We start from the raw sequence: 19,047 nt of genomic DNA, 5'->3' as shown, positions 1-19,047 counted from the left end.
TACTCTTTATCTGGGATCAGACATTCTCTTAAATTTTTTCTGAAGAAAGTGACAAATGGGGGATAAAAGTCTAATGCTTTCCTTATATGCTGTATTTAGGGCAGTAGAGATACCTCCATTTTGCTTTCTAATGAGTTTAATTCTAGAGTCTTTTTGAGCATAGGATTCGATGACTTCACAGGAGTTGTCAGTAGAACCGTCATCACAAACTATGGCTTCAAAATAGGGGTAGGTTTGGCAAAGAACGCTTTCTAAAGTTTCACCAATCTATCTAGCATAGTTATAGTTTCCTATCAACCCAAAACTAATGGCTTTTCAGGAAGTGAAGGCATTTCAATAGGTTGCAGTTTATCAGTTAGCGGTTGTTGCATATGCTAATCCTTGCACTTAAAGCCACTATGAGTTTTTGTATAGATGAAATGGTGAAGTTACAGAAAATGGCAAAAAATTTACTTAATTTCTGTTAGCTCATTAAGCCTTAGATATTCTTTCCAAAACTCAGTTGAGGTCAAACGGCTGAAAGCATTTCGCCACTCTGCACTGACAGATGACCATTTACTACCACTTTTCATAATGAGCGTGAGCCATCTCATTAAAATTCCAATTCCTGCTGCTCTACTCATCTCATGTTTATAAACAGAGGTATTGTTTTCTCTAAAAAATAAAATTTGTTTTTTTGTAAATGCTTTGGGCCACCAGTCTATATGGTCAGGAGAGATAAGGAAAAATGCATTATCATTACTCAATAAAAAGTTGGGCAATAAATGACCATTGAGAGTTGCTAGAGCAAACAACTTCGTAAAGTCAGGTTGCTGAGGTTGCTTAGTATCTAACTTTGCAAAAGGTGGGCTTCCTACCAGAGAACTAGATTGTACACTCTGACTCTTGTATGTTTTGCTCAGTTTAATAATTGTGGTATGTAGTGTTTCTGGATCATTGTTTATAATTACTGAGGGTCCTTGCATATAGTCTTCAAAACCCTTAATAATCATTTCCGCAGAATTATAGTCAAATAAGAATATTTTTTGTAATAATCTTAATGTAAGAAACTTAACTGCATCTATATATTTTAATGAGTTACGTATAGAATGTGTTATTAGGTGATTGCGAATCCAATAGTAAGTATCCCAAACAGGATTTTTTGCATAAAAAGGTTCATGCCAAACAGCTATCCCTGGTAAATAGACTATTGGATATCCGAGGCGTTCTTTAATCCTTAAACCAAATTCTATGTCGTCTAATTTTATAAAGTAAGGCATTGGTAATCCTATTTTTTCAACACTTTCTTTCGAGAAAGCGCAAAACCAAAAACCTCCATAATCTGGACTATTATCACCAAGTAAAAGATTAATACAATTAGACTTTTCCAAATTCAAACCAGGATTTATACAGGCAACTTCAAAAGGGTTATATTTATTTTGATATTTATTCTGACTGCTAGGAGTTTTAGAATATATTGCACCTGCTTCATGCAAAATATGCTTTTTATACAAATCCAACATACTACCAGCTACGACAAAATCTTGCTTTGCATACTCATATAAGGGGAAAAGCCTGTAAACACTTTCGCTTTCTAACTCAATATCATCATCCATAAATAGGAAATGGGTATAAACCTCTTCTTGCAAAGCCTGAATAAGGCCACGAGTGAAACCACCACTTCCACCAACATTTCTATTAGTAATTAATTGAATGTTTTGATTCTTAAATTCATTATTATCTAAGGTTCCACCATTATCAACAACAAAAAACTTTAATCTTCTGTTTTGTAATAAATCATCTTTAAGGATAGTTTCTACTGTCTTTTTAACGTAAGCTTCTTTTTTAAACGTACAGGTTATGATACCTAAAGAGACTTCCCTTACAGGATTTTTATCTGTTGCAATATATCCTTCTGTAAAAAAACCTTGCTCACTCAAGCAGGTGATTTCTAGGTAGACTCTACCTGCATCTTCACTCCGCCAGGAATCTGGCAGCAAAATTTTTATATGTTCTCCTAGTTGACAATTCTCAAAATTCTCCTTGTAAATTAGTTCTCTGTTATCTTCACCATACCGCTCTCTATAGAGGGACACTAAAAAATTACCCTGAAGATTTAATAGGTAATATAAAGATTCAAGCTCTGTATATTGAGCGTAAAATTTTTCATAGAATGAATTAAAGTAGGTATTAAAAGATACTAGACTATTTTTAGTGAAGATAACTTTGACATCATTTGTATAAGAACTAAGTGAAGCGTCTTCATGACATTTCAGATACAAATTGAAGGCTTCAGGTGTGCGTGGAAATTGAATTCTGTTTACTATATTCATTTATACTTTCCTCTTGGCATATTTTTTGAAGTAGACGGGGCACCCAATTTCCAAATAAAAATGCTTAGTGAACAAAAAAACTAACTTGATTTTGTAGGTTTTCTTCTTCGTCAGTTTCACTTACTTTTAAGGAAAGCTGAGGATAGATTTCGGGTAAATATTGCCTCATAGCAGGTTCTTGAAGTCCAAAAGAGAAGTGTCCAGCAAATAAATTGTGAATCACAAGTATTGGTCTAGAAAACTTCATGCAATCCTGACATAAATTTTCTTCATCTATTCCTAATACACCTTCATGTAATGAAGTTCGCAAACCACCTACTTCCTCCCAGAATTCTCTTTCAAAAAGAATAGCCCCTATACTAAATTGATGAGGTGCTGCTGAATAATTGAAAGGCTGCGATCGCAGCCTTTTAGCGACTTCATCAAACGGAAGGCTCTTCTGCCACAACCACTTAGCTGCTTCTCCGTCAGAATGAGCTTTAATGCCATTAACCGCACGTTTTAGTTCGCCAAATTTATTTCTATATTCTTCATCAGCATTGATGGTTTTTAAGAAATTGATGTAGGAATAGCCATTGACATTAAGGACTGGAGCACAAAATCCAGGGTTGTATAATCCCTCTTCCTTAATGCGTAAGTAACTTTCTAGTAAACCCTCAAAGAATCCTTCAGAGATGAAAATATCTTCATCCAGCTTATATATCCATTTTGCTTCTTTGTGTACAGCTATTGCTAAATTCTGCACAAGTGAAACCTTGTTAGCCTTTGTGTAAAGATAAGACCAACCTTGACGTTCTGCTAATTCTGCTAAAGGAGCAGAATACAAGCCAGATGATAAGATACACACATCAATATCTGATGGGACAAACTTTGCTATCCTTTCTAAAGTAAGGGGCCAAAGGAAACTTTTGTAGCCTGCAAGTATGATCAAAAGACGTTGACTTCCCTTGCTCCTATCAATGAAGGTGTAAGAGCCACTGAAATTTAACCATTTTATTCTCTTCTCTCTGAGATCATGACCTATGCTCGAGATTATGCGAAGAGGCCAATCACGTTTATTAAGTGCTTTTTGAATCCGCTTGACCAATGCTACTAACATCTTTACCTCTGTATCTAGCTGATAAGGAACAGGAGAAAAGCTGGCGCTGACTTAACAACTCCTACTCATGACTGACCTGCGATTTCTTTTTCAAAAACACCAAGTGCTCGAATGACTGCATGATCCATGTCGTAATACTTGTAATCTGCAAGTCGCCCTGCAAACAGTACTGAACCGTTGAGTTTTTCTATTTCTTTGAGGTAAAGGTCAAGACGTTCGCGGTTCTCTTCGTTGAGAATTGGGTAATAGGGGTCGTTTTTCCCTGGGACATAAGCTTGAGGATATTCCATCACCAAGGTGGTTTTGGGTGAGGTTTGTCCTGACAAATACTTTTGTTCAGTGATGCGGGTAATGTCGTAATCGTTGGGGTAGTTGACTGTACCAACCTCTTGATACAACTCTTGATCTAAAGTCTCGAACTGAAAGCGCAGGCTACGATATGGCAACTCGCCATACATATAATCAAAGAAAGTATCAATCGGTCCGGTGCAGAGTATTCGGTTAAACTTAACTTCGTTAACAATCTCGCGGTAATCTGTGTTTAGTAGTACCTTAATGTTAGGGTGAGCCAGCATTTTGCGGAACATTTCGGTATAGCCAAGCTTGGGCATAGCTTGGTAGGGGTCTTGAAAATAACGGTTATCCCGACTGATGTAGACTGGAACACGTCCTGTGACTGCCCGATCCAGTTCCTCTGGTTTCACTCCCCACTGCTTCATGGTGTAGCGGAGGAAGACATTTTCATAAATGTATTCAGCTAAGAAGGTTAAGTCACCACTAGCACTCTCACGCAGTTTCAGAATGGGTACTTTGACGCCAAAACCGAAGTTTTCTAGAAGTAAATTCTCCAGCTTCTCTGCATATTTTGGAGGAAAAAGAGCATAGAGAGAATTGAGATTAAAAGGAATAGGAACTTTCTTACCCTCAACTACTCCCAGAACATGGTGATAGTAATGTCTCCACTCAGTAAATTGAGAGAGATAGTCCCAAACTTTTTTGGACTTGGTGTGGAAAATATGGGGACCGTATTTATGAACCAGGATGCCATGCTCGTTGTAGTAATCGTAGGCATTACCGCCGATGTGATCCCGTTTTTCTACAATCAGTACTCTTTGTCCAAGCTCATTAGCAACTCGCTCAGCGATGACGCAAGCAGAATATCCAGCGCCTATGATTAACCAATCGAACTTCATGCAATTTCTCCTTGTATGCGTTCTAACACCTGTGAGTAACATTGACCAAATTCATAGGAACTATAGGACTCTAATGAATTCTTGCTCAATAATTCATAATCTTCCATAATTTTTGGCAGAACTCCTCCTATATCCTTTGGACTCTTAACTACCATGCCGCATTTTTTGTTCTCAACTATCTCACGCATTCCTGGAATGTCACTAGCAATTATTGGAACACCTGTTCTCATAAAGTCAAACAATTTACCAGATGAACCAGCGGCATATATGAAGTTTTTTGTAAAGTGTTCCTTAACAGCTTGAAAGAAAACTAAACCGACATCCGCTGATTGAAATACTTTATATTTTTGGTCACCATCAAGCAAATCTGTTGAGACGAAAACTTTTTCCTTTCTCAATTCAATTTCGTGTCTGATAAATCGTTCAGATTTTTGTTCACCAAACCAACCGTGCAATACTAAGACAAAATTATCTGGCCATTCATCTACTGAAAGTACTATCTGATCTATACAATGTTCCGGTATGAGTGAACCAACAGCTAAAACAATATATTTATCATTACCAATATTAAACTTCTTTTTTAAAAAATCATCTTTTTTAGAAAGTATTTCTCTACCTAAACAACTGTTATAAACAACCAAGGTTTTTTCTAGTTTTAATCCGTTTTCTTCAGCTAAGACTTGGCATCTTTTTTCATCTTGAGAAAAACAAAATAATGCTCTACGAGAAAACCAATCTTCTAATTGTTTTCTAAATTGTTCTTTTTTTGGAGCTACCGGAGAATGTTCATAGATCTCAAGGGAGTGGTATATGTAAGGAACACGCCACACTTGACTTAATATTCCTGCTCTTATTAAGCCTTCTGGATCAAATCCTATAATAAATGAGTATGAATTGGGTGGAATCCAAAAATGGATAGCATCCTCAAAACCTTTAAGGATAGGATTAAAGAAATATGTAACTTTTGGAAATATTTTTAGCAATTTGTCTACAATTGGAGTTTCTATAAAGTATATTTTTATATTCTCATCATCAAAACTTTTTAATAGTAACCGATCATCTTGAATGGTAAATACGTCAACCAAGTACCCTTGTCTTGCCAGGTATCTGGCACTATTAACGAAAGACTGTGTTATACCTGCATAAAAATCTGGAAATATCAGTGCTACTGCTGGTTTTTCTTGAGCCTTTTTGTTGTCTCTTTTGTGAAGCATGGGCGAACCTCGTTGAGAGTCTACGATAACATCGCAGAGGAACAGCATTACTGTTCCTCTACAGCAAATCCACATTCTACCTAATTAAAAAATTATTTGGTTAGTCGATTACCTGACTAGTTAGCTGTTAATCATGTCTTGAAGGAATGGTATTTCAGATGTCCCTTTTCATCCCTGTGCCACAAAATAGACACCCCAAGTATTAAATCCCGGTAAATTATTTGTCATCCATTCACGAGAATCAACACTTTTCAAGTTAGAGTCAGCCACGAATAGCTCAATCTCTGGTTGAAAAAGATAACGCATTCTGTGAGTTTCCTGAAGCTCCTCAACTGCACCACTGTTTTTATCTCTGATAAACACTTGATAGTTAACATCCACTAGATTGTCATTTGGGTGCATGACTGGTTCAGCAACACGGGTAACACTAATTTCTTCATCTTCCAGACGCTTGACACGGATAGTAGGGCGATCGCTCAGCACTGCTGGACCATACCAAACATCAAAAATGAAGATACCACCAGGCTTGAGATGAGCTTTAACGGTAGCAAATGCAGCTTGTAAATCCTCATTAGTCGTTTGATAGCTGATGACATGAAAAAGGGCAATGACAGCATCAAATTGCTTGTCTAGACGAACAGTTCGGATATCTCCTTGGGAAAACTCTAATCTTGATGCTAGTTCTGTGGGGAGTTGGGAAAGGCGATCGCTTGCCTGGTGCAGCATATCGGCACTTAAATCAACTCCGTTAACTTTATATCCCTCTTTTGCCAGTAGCAATGCATGAGTACCAGTGCCACATCCTAAATCAAGAATAGATTTTGTGTGGGGTGCATGGCTTTGTAAGAGTTGATGAACAAACTGGGCTTCTCCAGTGTAGTTCTTATCGCGGTATAGCAAATTGTAATAGCGGGCGTAGTTACCGAAGACGTTCATTTCATCACCTCTCGCACTGCAAAAGCAACCTTATCCATTTGCTCGTCCGTCAATGCCATACCACTAGGAATGTAGAAACCACGACGAGCGATTCTCTCTGCTACAGGACAAGACTCCCCAGCAAACAATCCCATTTTTTGAAAAACAGGCTGTTCATGCATTGCCCAGAAAAAGGGACGTGTCCCAATCTGATGTTTTTTCAGACGTAGCATTGCTTCCTCTGCATCAAAGGGAACTTCATCCTTCAACACTAAGCCATACACCCAATAGATGTTATCGGCGTAGTCTGTTTGTGGTAAAGGCAGCTGTAGACCGGGTATGTCTGACAATAACTCTGTGTAGCGTTTCCCGATGTGGCGTTTGCGAACCACAAACTCGTCAAGCCTTTCCAACTGCGCGACACCGAGAGCAGCTTGCAAGTTGGTCATCCGAAAATTCCAGCCCAACTCTTCATGAACAAAGCGTTTTTGGGGTTGAAAGCACAGATTACGTAAAGAACGACAGCGTTCAGCTAAGTGCTCGTCATCCGTCACTAGCATTCCCCCCTCACCAGTCGTGACGTGTTTGTTTGGGTAGAAGCTAAAGGTACTAATAGCGCCAAAGCTACCACAGGGACGTCCTTTGTAGGTTTGTCCGTGCATTTCCGCAGCATCTTCTATGATTTGCAACCCATACTTGTCAGCCAAAGCTAGTATCGGATCCATATCTACAGGTAGCCCATAGATATGAACGACCATGATTGCTTTTGTTTTGGGTGTGATTTTCGCCTCAATCTGGCTGACATCCATATTCCAGGTATGGGGGTCACAATCGACTACCACAGGTACAGCACCAGCACGCACAATAGCAGCAGCGCAGGACATAATCGTAAACGTGGGCAGAATGACTTCATCTCCCTGACCGATTTTTAAGGCTGCAACTGCTGCATCAAGAGCAACAGAACCGTTGCTAACAGCAATGCCATGCTTGCGTCCAACACGGGCAGCAAATTGCTCTTCAAATTGCTTAACAAACGGTCCTTCAGAAGAAATCCAACCCGTGTCAATGCACTCATTCAGGTACTTCTTCTCGTTGCCGTCCAATAGTGGCTCGTTGACTGGAATGAAGTTCATTGTTCTTTACTCAAGAATTTTGGCTTGTTCTGCATTGATCCCGCTAAATCGGGTTTTGTCCTGCTCGCCGACATAAGGACCTTGTTTCACCTCAATCATCTCAACTTCTTCTAGTACTTCAAAGCCATGACCACCTGTGACTAAGAGAATTACATCACCAGGCTCTAGAATGCGACTTTCTAGATATTGCTGTTCGTCGTTGTAAAAGTCTGCACGCAGCTTGCCCTTTCTAATAAACAAAACCTCCTGGGTGTATTGCACTTCCCGGAGTACAGGATTGTGGACGTGGGGTTGAATCACTTTCCCCACTGGATGACGCATGTAGGCTAACTGTTGAGACAGTTCATTTGGCGTAAAGAAGTGAATTCCTGGCTCGTTAAATTTTTGGGAAACAATCAGAGCAAGTAATTGATTGTGATAAGTAATTTGTTCAATCATGAGTAATGTTGAGTTTGGGTAGTTTATAGTCCCAGTAGTCTTGTCTTAAAATCCAGTCTAAAAGTTCTGGATTTTTACGCACAGTATGCTGATGAAATTGATACCCCCTTTCGTAAGCACTATTATACCGTGCCTTCAGTGTATATTTTTCATTCTGTATACTAATTAACTGCGTTCCTATTTGCTTTAGCGTTTTCAGGGGAGCTTTAACACTCTCTGTAAAACTTACCTGCTTTAATTGACCTTGAGATTGTCTGATAAATGAATAAGAATCACAAACTCCTTGATAAAAGTAACGCTTATCAAAGTATTCATAGGTCATTCTTTCTTTGGAAACACTATGAAATACTAACGCATTGGGTTGATAAATTGCTCTGTATCCTTTCAAATTTGCTTTTTGAGTTAATCCCGTTTCTCCATCTCCCTGTAAATACTGTAAATGTTTGGGAATACAATCTGGATGAAACCCACCTAATTCAAATAGGGTGCTTTTGCGAATTGAGAAATTCAATCCCCAAACATAATTAGCATCAACATCTCGAACTTGATCGCCAAAATCTAACAGACTCAATTCTGGACAGAGCCTACCGTAGGAATGCTCTATCCAAAACCATTTTAGCCATTCAGGTGGTTCAGCTTCATACTTAGGCAGATTACGACCACCCACCATTTGAACTTTGGGGTCGTTAAATGATTCTTGAATTGCTTGTAACCAGTTTACATCTGCCTCTATATCATCATCCACAAAGGTTAAAATGTCACCTTTTGCCTCTAATGCTCCTCTATGACGACCTGATAGCAAACCTGGTTCTGGTTCGTTAAGGTAGCGGATTTGATGAGAGGGATATTCAGCGATAGCAGCCTTTGTCACATTTTTAGTATTGTCTGTTGAGCCGTTATCTACTATGAGAATTTCAAATTGATCGGGCGAGAAGTTCTGGAAACAAAAAGATTTGACTGCTAACTCCAATGTTATGGCACGATTTAATGTAGGAATGATGATTGAAATCATAGTAGACATACTAAATTAGGATGCTGTTAGTCCGCATTATGTTTTTGTTATAATGAGACTAGTTAAAAGAGAGAAAAATACAGAAATTGAAAGAGACATTGCTGAATCTATAGTTCAATAGTTTTTGAAAGTTTTAGCTGGAATGGTACTATTGTGCTAAACGTCCTACGGATTTGATATTTTATGAGCCTTAATATTGCTTGCACTATTTGTTTAGTAACTTTGAAAGACTGACTACAGTTGAATGCTTCTCGTAGCTGAATGACTGTAGCTGTAGTATCTCCGATATCTAACATTTGGTTTGCAAGGGTAAGTATGCCTGATGCGAAAGACTCTCTAGATTTATTACAAAGCTTATTAGCAAGATCTTGAGAAAGGTGAGTAGATACATATGAGTTAATGATTTTATGAGCTTTACGCATATCTTGAGCGAACTTACCAGAGCGCACAGAATTCTTAGTCAGAGATCCGGCACGCATTACTCGATAAGCAGCCAGTGGCTCAACTTCATACCCTACTGCGTAATGAACAGCAATGCGTGCCCACATCTCCCAATCTTCACAACAGCAGACAAACCGCTGGTCAAATCCCCCCAGTTTTTCATAAACATCGCGCTTCACTACCATCGATGCTACTTGCATAGGACAATTAACAACGATTTCCTCCAACCAATTATTCAAAACACCACTCTCAGATTGCTCTAACTTAGAGATGCTTTGCCAATGTCCTTGCTCATCCATATAAATGTGGCGGCAGAATGCAGCACCAATCTCTAGGTTCTGCTCAAATACTCTTTGTAAATTCTGATAAAAGCCCTTTAGTACAATATCATCACCATGTAAAAGATGGATTAATTGACCACGAGAGCGTTGCAAGCAAGTGTCAAAGTTTTTAATATAACCAACGTTCTCCGGTTGTCGGTAGAACTCAACGCGACTACCTCCCAGTTCTTTAACAACAGCTTCGGGATCATCCTTCGTAGAGTGGTCATCAACCACTTGTATCTGCATAACCTCTGGTCCAGGATCTTGGGCTAATACACTTGCCAGTGTTTCGCGTAGATAGTTTGCACAGTTGTAAGTGGGAATCATGACCGACCATAAAGGTCGTGGTGTTCTGTCTGGAACTGGTAAAATTTTTGTGTGGTAAGAATGTTGCTCACTCATAATAATTAGCCTCTCGCTGCTGTATTTACTGTTTTTTTGAGCCAAAGTTTCCCAAGTTGCAAAACAAGGGGAGTTAATTCCTTAATTATGTTCAACGAGCAGCTACATCTCAGCGCTTCTTGAATCTGAGTAGTTACAGCGCTAAGATCACCCACAGCGAACATTTGAGGTGTTATGTCTTTAATTGCGTAAAGTGCCCAGTTCTCTCTGGATTTACGAGATAGATCCTTAGCAATCGGCGCTGGCAAGTAGGGTTGAATAATCTCTATGATCTTGCATAAATCTCGAACATTTTGACCAGTACGCGCACAACGTCCAGTGAGTGATGCTGAATGAAAGCGGTATAATGCTAATGGCTCCACATCGTACCATACTGGATAATCTGCTGCGATCCGAACCCACATCTCCCAATCTTCAGCACAGCAGCATATACGAGAGTCGAACCCCCCAAGCTTTTCATAGACATCACGCCGCACCACTATTGATGGCGGTTGTAGGAGATTCATAACAGCAATTCGCTCTAACCAATTACTCAGAATCCCGCTTTCTGACTGTTCCAGATCAGACAAAAATAGCCAATGACTATTCCCGTCTATAAAGATATGGCGACAAAAAGCCGCACCTATCTCAGCCTTCTCATCAAAAGCTCGTTGCATCTTCCAATAAAATCCATCTCGCACGCAATCATCACCATGCAGGAGATGAACTAAATGCCCACGCGATCGCTGCAAACAAGTATTGAAGTTTTTGATGGCACCTACGTTCTCTGGTTGGCGATAAAAACTAACGCGTCCCCGACCTAGTTCCTCAACTATTGCTGCCGGATCGTCCTGAGTGGAGTGATCATCGACTACCTCAATCTGCATGACTTCCGGTCCTAAATCTTGCGCTAATATACCTGCCAGTGTCTCGCGCAGATAATTCGCACAATTATAGGTAGGAATCATCACAGACCAGAGTGGACGTGTTACACCATCTGGAACTGGTGTAATTATTTCCCGATAAAGATTTTGCTCATGCATTACTGAATTCATAAATAATAAAATTCTCAAGATTGAACCAGTTCAAAAACTCGTTTATAGGCACTATGTCCTACATCTATTTGTCGCCATGCAGCTTCTAGTAACTGGGATCTTAATTGTTCGGCTGATTGCCAAGAATGATGAATAGCTGCTATTAATTTTTCTTCCAATTCCTTGTCGTCTAAAAGAAGAATTTCACAACCACAACCAAACTGATCTGCTAATCCAAAAAACTTATCTTTGTAATATTGTGACTTAGCCAATCCAATAACAGGTGTGCCTTGAGAAAGAGCAAAAACCCCCGCATGATAGCTGCCTGTGACTACCACGCGGCAACGTCCTACTTGTTCAATAACCTTAAGTGGAGTATCAAGAGCCTTTCCCCCGTCAGAAGTATCATCGTAACCTTTGATAAGTTTTTGAATTGTTACACTATCAGGCTCTGCATATCCCTCATACAATGTATGGTCTATAGGAATTGGTAGTAGGGGAGCATCGTAAGTTTTAGCAGCATCCTGTAAAGCGGAGCGAACTCTTTCAACAAGAGTTAAATTTACATCTGAATACTGAGCTACTCTCAGATTTACTCCAATCCCGTTTCCTAGTTCCGGATTACGATTTCTGTAAGCCAATTCAATTGCATCGTCACCTGTTGTAATGATGCGTTCTGAAGATACACCAATCGAATTGAGAAGTGGCAGCCCACTTAGTCTCTCCCTTGTCGCAATAAAATTTACTGAAGGAAGAATAACTTTTGTTTTTGATAATAAATTCTTATCTTGAATTGGTCCTATACCAAGCCCAAACATTGCTGTTGGTTTGCCAAATATATTAGCTAAGCTTAAAGTATTTATAACTGAAAGAGCATGTTCCTTAAATTCGTCAGTAATATATCCACCTCCAGAAGTAACGACTAAATCCGCATCGTATACTGCTTTAATAAACTCATCTAATTGCTTAATATCTTCAATTTTTTTTCTTAGCTTGAACTTAAGAAAAGAATAAGTTAAAGATGGTGAAGATTTACGTAAATACCATTCAATCTCTGACCATCGACAAGCAAGCTGTCGGCTTGGCAGAACTTTATAAACATTATTTATTAAAGGTGAAAAGAAAACTTCTCGTCCATATGTTAATAGAGGATTTGTGCTTGGGCATAATTGAATAAGTAATTCTGGAGAAGATGTAAAAACTGTAATATGAGCATCATTCCATAAATTCTGCAATCTTTTTATTGTAACTTGGAGCATTGCGATATCTCCTATATTCCGTAAACTGTATGCACCATTATCAATAAGAATTTTCATGACTCTCCTATATTTTGGTATTTTTATATATTGATTTAATTCATTGTGTAAAACATTAAAAAAGCTATCTACTGACTGTTTTCCAAATTTTTGGTTGATAAAAACATCCCCTACTAACACTTTCTTTTGCATTTACTATAAATCTAAAAGATTCAACTGAATCTAGATGAAATAGAGCATCTTTTTTGACATAAACATCCATAATGTATCTTCCAAGTTTTAAACCAAGATATGGCATTTCGACTTGTATTTCATGCTCACCTGGCGAGAAAGATAATGATTGTTTATCACTAAAACTGTTCATGAGGAGAATAGTTTCTCCACCTTCGGCAAGACCTTTTATATCTAAAGTAAAACCCACATTATCAATTTTTTGGTGAATTCTACATTCAATACACAAAGAAATCGGCTCACCACTAGTAGGAGATTCAACCACTTCTCCATTAATATTTCTAAAGAAAATAGCAGTAATTTCAAAATTATCATTTTCAAGCTGAGGTTTTATGAGTGAGGAATTTGAACTTAAAGTTGTTTCATCTCCATCCAAAAACAAATCTTCCTCATACTTCCTCATCACTAAAGCAGTTTCACCAACTCCAAGCATCTGACCTTTTTTCAAGTAAATGCCAGATTCACAAACAGTTAAAATTGTGTGTGAGTTATGACTAACCAAGATGAATGCTGTATTGTTCTGGCGTAGTTGATGTAATTTACGAAAGCACTTAGCTTGGAAACGACTGTCACCTACAGCCAAAACTTCATCAATCAACAAAATATCTGGCTCAGTATGAATCGCACTAGCAAACCCTAACCTTGCAGCCATCCCTGAACTATAACTCTGCACCGGTGAATCAATAGCATCGCCAATTTCTGCAAACTCTATAACTTCATCAAATCGCTCATCTATTTCCTTTTTAGACAAGCCCAAAATCGACATATTTGCATAAATATTTTCCCGTCCTGTCAAAATGGGATTAAATCCTGCACCTAATGCAATTAATGGCGCAACTCTTCCGTTAACTTCTACAAATCCCATATCAGGCTTAATCAACCCTGCAATAACCCGCAGCAGCGTGGATTTTCCGCTACCGTTTTTACCAACTAAACCTAATGCTTCTCCTCGACGCAATTGAAAACTAACATTATCTAACGCCCAAAATTCCTTGGATCGCAATTTATCACCTTTCTCCCCGCAATCCTAATACCTCAGAGCCGATATCTTGAACACCGTAGAATAAAGACTTCTTTAAATCTCGACAAAACCTTTTGGAAACCCCGTTAACTGAGAGAACAATTTCACTATCATTATTCTGTGGCGTTTCTGAAATTTCTTGCTCGTTGATGTTCATCATAATTACGAACTAATCCTCTCAACTATATAGGGCATTGAAAGACGGTAGATAACCCAAGCTATCAACAATCCTAAGATTGCAATTAAACTCGCTATCCAAAATCCTTCGGGATTTGATATTACACCTGTTGTTGCTAACTCCCGCGTTGTCACGAGCAAAGGTGTAACAGGATTAAGTTTAACAATGCTGCCAAATGCTCCATCAGTTGGAACTGGGTAGACAACTGGTGTGAGAAATAGCCAAAAGCCAGTTGCCAAGGTAATACCTTTAGAAAAATCTTGATAAAGTGCGCTCATTGGAGCTAAAAACACTCCAATAGATGTCCCTAATAATACCAAGTGAATTAAGGCAACTGGGGCTAAAATCACGTTCCAAGTTACTGGTATTTGAAACCAGATAAACAAGCCAATAATCAGAATCAGCTTGATGCCAAAGTTAAAAAAGACTTCTCCTAATTTGGCAATAATCAAGGCTTCACGAGGAAAGCTAATTTTTGCCACCATTGCCTTGGCTGCTGCTACCGCTTGAATCGGACCTAGGAGTGATTCGACAAAGGTTTGCCATAATGTCATGCTGAACATGACGTATGCAGGATAGGGAATATCAGTATCACCGATATTTACAGCCCCACCGCTTTTGGCAAAGGTAAAGGTAGCAGCTAGAACTACCGCAGGTATAACCGCCCACAAAAAGCCTAAAAATGACTGACGGTATTGAGCGCTAATATCCCGCACCATGAGCCGCCAAGCAAGTTCTCTTGATGCGAACAAGTCTCGCCACATATCTTTAAATAATTGCAGCGGATGCCTCATGCTACTCTCAGGTCGATGCACGAGTCTAATCGGTCTGCGAGCAACTCCTCGAGTCTGCTTTGAAACTTTATCTTGTGTAGAATTCCGCTGGCTCTTCCGGATCATGATGGGATGGATAACCTCATTTTGTTACGTCGGCTTAATTAATTTGCTTTACCCTACTGTTGGATCCAAACGAAACATCCTTGCTTGTAGCGCACCAAAATATCGCGCCATGCCAGAAAGTAGAATAGCTCTCTGTATTTCCACAGGTCTTTCCAGTACTGACTCTCAGTTCTACCGACTCTATGATGAGTTCTTTGCTGTTCATCTACTTACCTGTATGTTGCATCAATTAGAGAACGTGTGATTGTTTGCAGCTAAAGTATCTGAAGTCTTAGAAAAAACATTGTTCTTCTACTTATTTCCTTTGGTAATCTTTAGTATCAGGAAATATTTGTATATTTTTTACACCTTCATCTAATCTTTAAATTTTATTAAATAAAATTACTAGTATTTATCTGACAGCAACTCAGAACAAGCAACAGTGCTAATTATCATCAAATTGATTATGAACGTCAGGAACCAAGCACCAGCTCTAAATTTCTTTGCCAACTAGGAAAAGCTAACCCAAATGTACTAGAGGTTTTCTCAGTATCTAATGAGGAATAAGCTGGTCTTTTCGCAGGTGTGGGATACTGTTGTGAGGGTATTGCTACCAATTTTTCTAGCTTATGTTCGCTGTGTTTGGAGTCATATTCAAAAATCGCTTGTGCAAAGCCATACCAACTCGTTTGACCACTAGCTGTGAGATTGTATATCCCACTGTGACTGCTCAAAAAATTAATCAAATCTTTTGTGCTTTGAGACAAAATTTGTGCTGTAGATTCAGCAATCATCCGGCTCCATGTTGGCGCTCCGACTTGGTCATCCACAACTCGTATCTCTTCACGCTCCCGCGCTAATCTCAACATTGTCAGCAAAAAGTTTTTACCCCTCAAGCCATAAACCCAACTTGTTCTGAAGATGAAATGGGGTACACCAACTGCTTGAATTGCCTTTTCGCCAGCTAATTTCGTTTTTCCGTATACATTTTGGGGATCAGGCTCATCTTGCTCTGTATATGGCGTTGCTTGATTACCATTAAACACATAGTCAGTTGAATAATGTATGACTCCTGCACCAACTAGCTTTGCTTCCTCTGCAATCACACCCGGTGCAGTCCCATTGACAGCCATTGCCAATTCAGGTTCTGTCTCTGCCTTATCTACAGCAGTGTATGCAGCTGCATTAATAATTAAGTGAGGCATTACTTCGCGAATCACATGACGAATAGTGTCAGGCTGAGATAGATCTATGCGTAAACCAAGGGAGGATACTTCACGTCCTACAGGAATAACTTCACCAAAAGTCATCAAAGTTCGTTGCAGTTCCCAACCAACTTGACCCGTGCTACCTGTCAGAAGTACTCTCATTACGCAAACACCTCCGCCTCTTTGAGTCGCTTACCCGCCCTATCTTTAGCAGAGATAATGGGTTCTACTTCAAGGGGCCAGGCGATCGCCAAATCAGGATCACTCCACAAGATGGTACGTTCATACTCTGGTGCATAGTAGTCTGTAGTTTTGTAAAGCACCTCAGCATGTTCTGAAACCACCAAGAAACCGTGAGCAAATCCTGCTGGTATCCACACTTGGTGCTTGTTCTTGGCACTTAAATGAACGCCAATCCATTGACCGAAGTACTTAGAATTAGTCCTCAAGTCCACAGCGACATCAAAAATTTCTCCAACAACAACTCTCACCAATTTGCCTTGAGGTTGCTTGATTTGGTAATGCAGACCGCGTAGCACATTCTTCCCTGAGCGAGAGTGATTGTCTTGCACGAATTGTTCTACAACATTTGCCTTTTCTCGCAAAACTCGTTCATTGTAGCTTTCGTAAAAAAAGCCACGTTCATCTTCAAAAACTCGCGGTTCAATGAGCAGTACATCAGGAATTTTAGTTTGTAAAATTTTCACAATGTCACCCTCTCTGTTCCTGGCAATTCCTGCTGAAAGCCATTTGCTGATGCAACTTGATTGATTCTCTGTTCCTGCTGGGCGCGGATATCATTATTGATGATGTTCATCAGGTAACGCCCATAGCTACTTTTTGCTAATGGTTTAGCAAGTTGGTAGAGTTGGTCGGCATCGATATATCTTTGACAGTAGGCAATTTCTTCGATACAAGCTATTTTTAAGCCCTGCCGTTGTTCCAAGGTTTGAATAAAGCTAGCAGCTTGGTGAAGCGATTCATGGGTTCCCGTGTCTAACCAAGCGTAGCCTCGACCTAAAAGCTCGACTTTCAGTTGCCCTCTGTTGAGATAAACTTGGCTCAAGTCAGTAATTTCTAATTCATTGCGAGCTGAGGGTTTGAGTTGGGCGGCAATTTCACAAACCTGAGAATCGTAAAAATAAATACCAGGTACAGCATAATTAGACTTGGGAATGCTGGGTTTTTCCTCTAGACTCACTACCTGCCCTATGGCATCAAATTCAACGACTCCATAGTGCTGAGGCTCAGCGACTTGATAACCGAAAATAAGTGCGCCCTCCTGCAATTGAGCGGCACGAGCGAGGACATCAACTAAACCATGCCCATAGAAAAGGTTATCACCTAAAATGAGGCATACAGGATCGTTACCGATAAAATCTTTGCCTAAGATAAATGCCTGTGCCAAGCCCTCAGGTTTCGGCTGCTCAACATAGCTAAACTTGAGACCCCACTGACTACCATCTTGCAAAAGTTGCTGAAACAGTGGCAGATGGGCGGGTGTAGAGATAATGAGGATTTCGCGAATCCCAGCCAACATGAGAGTGGACAAGGGGTAGTAAATCATCGGCTTATCGTAGACAGGCATCAGTTGCTTGCTGACCACTTGAGTCAGCGGGTACAACCTTGTACCAGAACCGCCAGCTAAAATAATGCCCTTCATGGTTCACTCCTGGGATGGTTGGGGTTTCGCCCTTCTTGATAATACTGCCTCTCTATCTCCATAGTTCTGCTTAATCCAGTCTGCGTAGGCACCTGATTGGACTTGCTCGACCCAAGTTGGGTTACTTAGATACCAATGAATGGTTTTCAACAAACCGCTATCAAAGTCGTCTTTTGGTTGCCAGCCCAATTCTGTGCTGATTTTACTACAATCAATTGCATATCTTCGGTCGTGTCCAGGGCGGTCTTTCACAAAAGTGATGAGAGAGGAGTGGTGAAAGTCGGGTTTAGGAGCCAACTCATCAAGGATTCCACAAATTTTTTCAACGACTGTTAAGTTTCTCTGCTCGTTGTTACCTCCAATGTTGTAAGTTTCTCCAATACGGCTGTGTTGCAAAACTGTGTAAAGGGCTTCGCAATGATCCACAACATATAGCCAGTCTCGGACATTCTGTCCATCCCCATATATTGGTAAAGGTTTACCATTCAAAGCATTAAGAATTATTAAGGGAATCAGTTTTTCGGGAAACTGGCGGGGACCGTAGTTGTTAGAGCAGTTGGTTATTAAAGTGGGGAGACCATAAGTGTGATAATAGGCCCGTACAAAATGGTCAGAACTGGCTTTTGAGGCAGCATAGGGACTGTTGGGAGCATAAGGGGTATCTTCCCGAAAGGCTGGATCTTTTGGACCTAGTGAACCATACACTTCATCAGTGGACACATGCAAGAAACGGAATTGCTCTCGCTTTTGTGGGGATGATTTTTCCCAGTATGCTCTGCTAGCTTCCAAAAGTTGGAATGTTCCAACTACGTTTGTTTGAATAAAATCTTGGGGACTTAGGATTGAGCGGTCAACATGGCTCTCAGCAGCAAAGTTGATGATTGCGTCTGGTTGGTACTGCTCTAGAAGATTACGTAATAGTTCAATATCACCAATGTCTCCATGGACAAAATGATATCCAGAATCATTATGCAAATCTTCTAGATTTTGAGGATTGCTGGCGTAAGTCAGCTTATCTATATTGATAATATTTGCCCAGTGTTCAATTCTTGCCTTCAGGATGAAGTTAGAACCGATAAAACCTGCTCCGCCAGTTACCAAAAAAGTCTGCATGTTC

Annotated in this window: 17 protein-coding genes and 2 pseudogenes; all 19 read right to left on the bottom strand. The window is 39.8% G+C overall.

Annotated elements, in window-relative coordinates:
• Positions 1-6: 6 nt before the first annotated feature.
• The 19 genes and pseudogenes from V5G28_RS23715 to rfbB all read right to left on the bottom strand — a co-directional run bounded on the left by V5G28_RS23715 (position 7) and on the right by rfbB (position 19,043).
• A complete protein-coding gene (locus V5G28_RS23715) occupies positions 7-213 on the bottom strand; it encodes a glycosyltransferase family 2 protein (protein ID WP_332989875.1) in 207 nt (68 codons plus the stop codon).
• A 236-nt stretch (positions 214-449) separates the two neighbouring features.
• Complete coding sequence (locus tag V5G28_RS23710; RefSeq protein ID WP_332989636.1) at positions 450-2,312, bottom strand: glycosyltransferase; 1,863 nt, start codon at positions 2,310-2,312, stop codon at positions 450-452.
• 64 nt (positions 2,313-2,376) lie between these two features.
• A complete protein-coding gene (locus V5G28_RS23705) occupies positions 2,377-3,411 on the bottom strand; it encodes a hypothetical protein (protein ID WP_332989634.1) in 1,035 nt (344 codons plus the stop codon).
• Positions 3,412-3,476: 65 nt separating this feature from the next.
• Positions 3,477-4,604: a UDP-galactopyranose mutase gene (gene glf, locus V5G28_RS23700; RefSeq protein ID WP_096563555.1), complete on the bottom strand. Its 1,128-nt coding sequence runs from the start codon at positions 4,602-4,604 to the stop codon at positions 3,477-3,479.
• Complete coding sequence (locus V5G28_RS23695; RefSeq protein ID WP_336231303.1) at positions 4,601-5,866, bottom strand: glycosyltransferase; 1,266 nt, start codon at positions 5,864-5,866, stop codon at positions 4,601-4,603. Before V5G28_RS23695 ends, glf begins: the two co-directional genes overlap by 4 nt.
• A gap of 120 nt (positions 5,867-5,986) precedes the next feature.
• The gene (locus tag V5G28_RS23690) at positions 5,987-6,754 is read right to left on the bottom strand and encodes a class I SAM-dependent DNA methyltransferase (RefSeq protein ID WP_096563558.1); all 768 of its coding nucleotides are present in this window, start codon (positions 6,752-6,754) and stop codon (positions 5,987-5,989) included.
• Positions 6,751-7,866: a DegT/DnrJ/EryC1/StrS family aminotransferase gene (locus tag V5G28_RS23685; protein WP_332989626.1), complete on the bottom strand. Its 1,116-nt coding sequence runs from the start codon at positions 7,864-7,866 to the stop codon at positions 6,751-6,753. The genes V5G28_RS23690 and V5G28_RS23685 overlap by 4 nt, the downstream gene beginning before the upstream one ends.
• Positions 7,867-7,872: 6 nt before the next feature.
• A complete protein-coding gene (locus V5G28_RS23680; RefSeq protein WP_096563560.1) occupies positions 7,873-8,304 on the bottom strand; it encodes a cupin domain-containing protein in 432 nt (143 codons plus the stop codon).
• Complete coding sequence (locus V5G28_RS23675; RefSeq protein ID WP_096563561.1) at positions 8,297-9,325, bottom strand: glycosyltransferase; 1,029 nt, start codon at positions 9,323-9,325, stop codon at positions 8,297-8,299. Before V5G28_RS23675 ends, V5G28_RS23680 begins: the two co-directional genes overlap by 8 nt.
• A 98-nt stretch (positions 9,326-9,423) precedes the next feature.
• Positions 9,424-10,482, bottom strand: a complete 1,059-nt coding sequence (locus V5G28_RS23670) for a glycosyltransferase family 2 protein (RefSeq protein ID WP_096563562.1) — start codon at positions 10,480-10,482, stop codon at positions 9,424-9,426.
• Between the two features lie 5 nt (positions 10,483-10,487).
• Positions 10,488-11,516: a glycosyltransferase family 2 protein gene (locus V5G28_RS23665; protein ID WP_332989620.1), complete on the bottom strand. Its 1,029-nt coding sequence runs from the start codon at positions 11,514-11,516 to the stop codon at positions 10,488-10,490.
• Between the two features lie 14 nt (positions 11,517-11,530).
• Positions 11,531-12,943 (bottom strand): polysaccharide pyruvyl transferase family protein, encoded by a 1,413-nt coding sequence (locus tag V5G28_RS23660; protein ID WP_332989618.1) that lies wholly within the window; start codon positions 12,941-12,943, stop codon positions 11,531-11,533.
• Positions 12,876-14,163, bottom strand: a pseudogene (locus V5G28_RS23655) (ABC transporter ATP-binding protein). Before V5G28_RS23655 ends, V5G28_RS23660 begins: the two are co-directional and overlap by 68 nt.
• Positions 14,164-14,165: 2 nt before the next feature.
• Positions 14,166-14,945, bottom strand: a complete 780-nt coding sequence (locus V5G28_RS23650; RefSeq protein ID WP_096570863.1) for an ABC transporter permease — start codon at positions 14,943-14,945, stop codon at positions 14,166-14,168.
• Between the two features lie 215 nt (positions 14,946-15,160).
• Positions 15,161-15,285, bottom strand: a pseudogene (locus tag V5G28_RS23645) (ABC transporter permease); the annotation flags it as partial.
• Positions 15,286-15,532: 247 nt separating this feature from the next.
• Positions 15,533-16,429, bottom strand: coding sequence for a dTDP-4-dehydrorhamnose reductase (rfbD, locus tag V5G28_RS23640; protein WP_332989616.1), 897 nt, complete (start codon positions 16,427-16,429; stop codon positions 15,533-15,535).
• Complete coding sequence (gene rfbC / locus V5G28_RS23635; RefSeq protein ID WP_096563566.1) at positions 16,429-16,974, bottom strand: dTDP-4-dehydrorhamnose 3,5-epimerase; 546 nt, start codon at positions 16,972-16,974, stop codon at positions 16,429-16,431. Before rfbC ends, rfbD begins: the two co-directional genes overlap by 1 nt.
• Positions 16,971-17,930, bottom strand: a complete 960-nt coding sequence (gene rfbA / locus V5G28_RS23630; protein WP_332989613.1) for a glucose-1-phosphate thymidylyltransferase RfbA — start codon at positions 17,928-17,930, stop codon at positions 16,971-16,973. The genes rfbC and rfbA overlap by 4 nt, the downstream gene beginning before the upstream one ends.
• A 3-nt stretch (positions 17,931-17,933) precedes the next feature.
• Positions 17,934-19,043, bottom strand: coding sequence for a dTDP-glucose 4,6-dehydratase (rfbB, locus tag V5G28_RS23625; RefSeq protein ID WP_332989611.1), 1,110 nt, complete (start codon positions 19,041-19,043; stop codon positions 17,934-17,936).
• Positions 19,044-19,047: the final 4 nt, after the last annotated feature.

Source organism: Scytonema sp. PRP1, assembly GCF_036697665.2.
GTDB lineage: Bacteria > Cyanobacteriota > Cyanobacteriia > Cyanobacteriales > Nostocaceae > Kalymmatonema > Kalymmatonema gypsitolerans.
The sequence above is the reverse complement of the archived record's forward strand: the minus strand, read 5'-3'. Positions and strand labels throughout refer to the sequence as shown.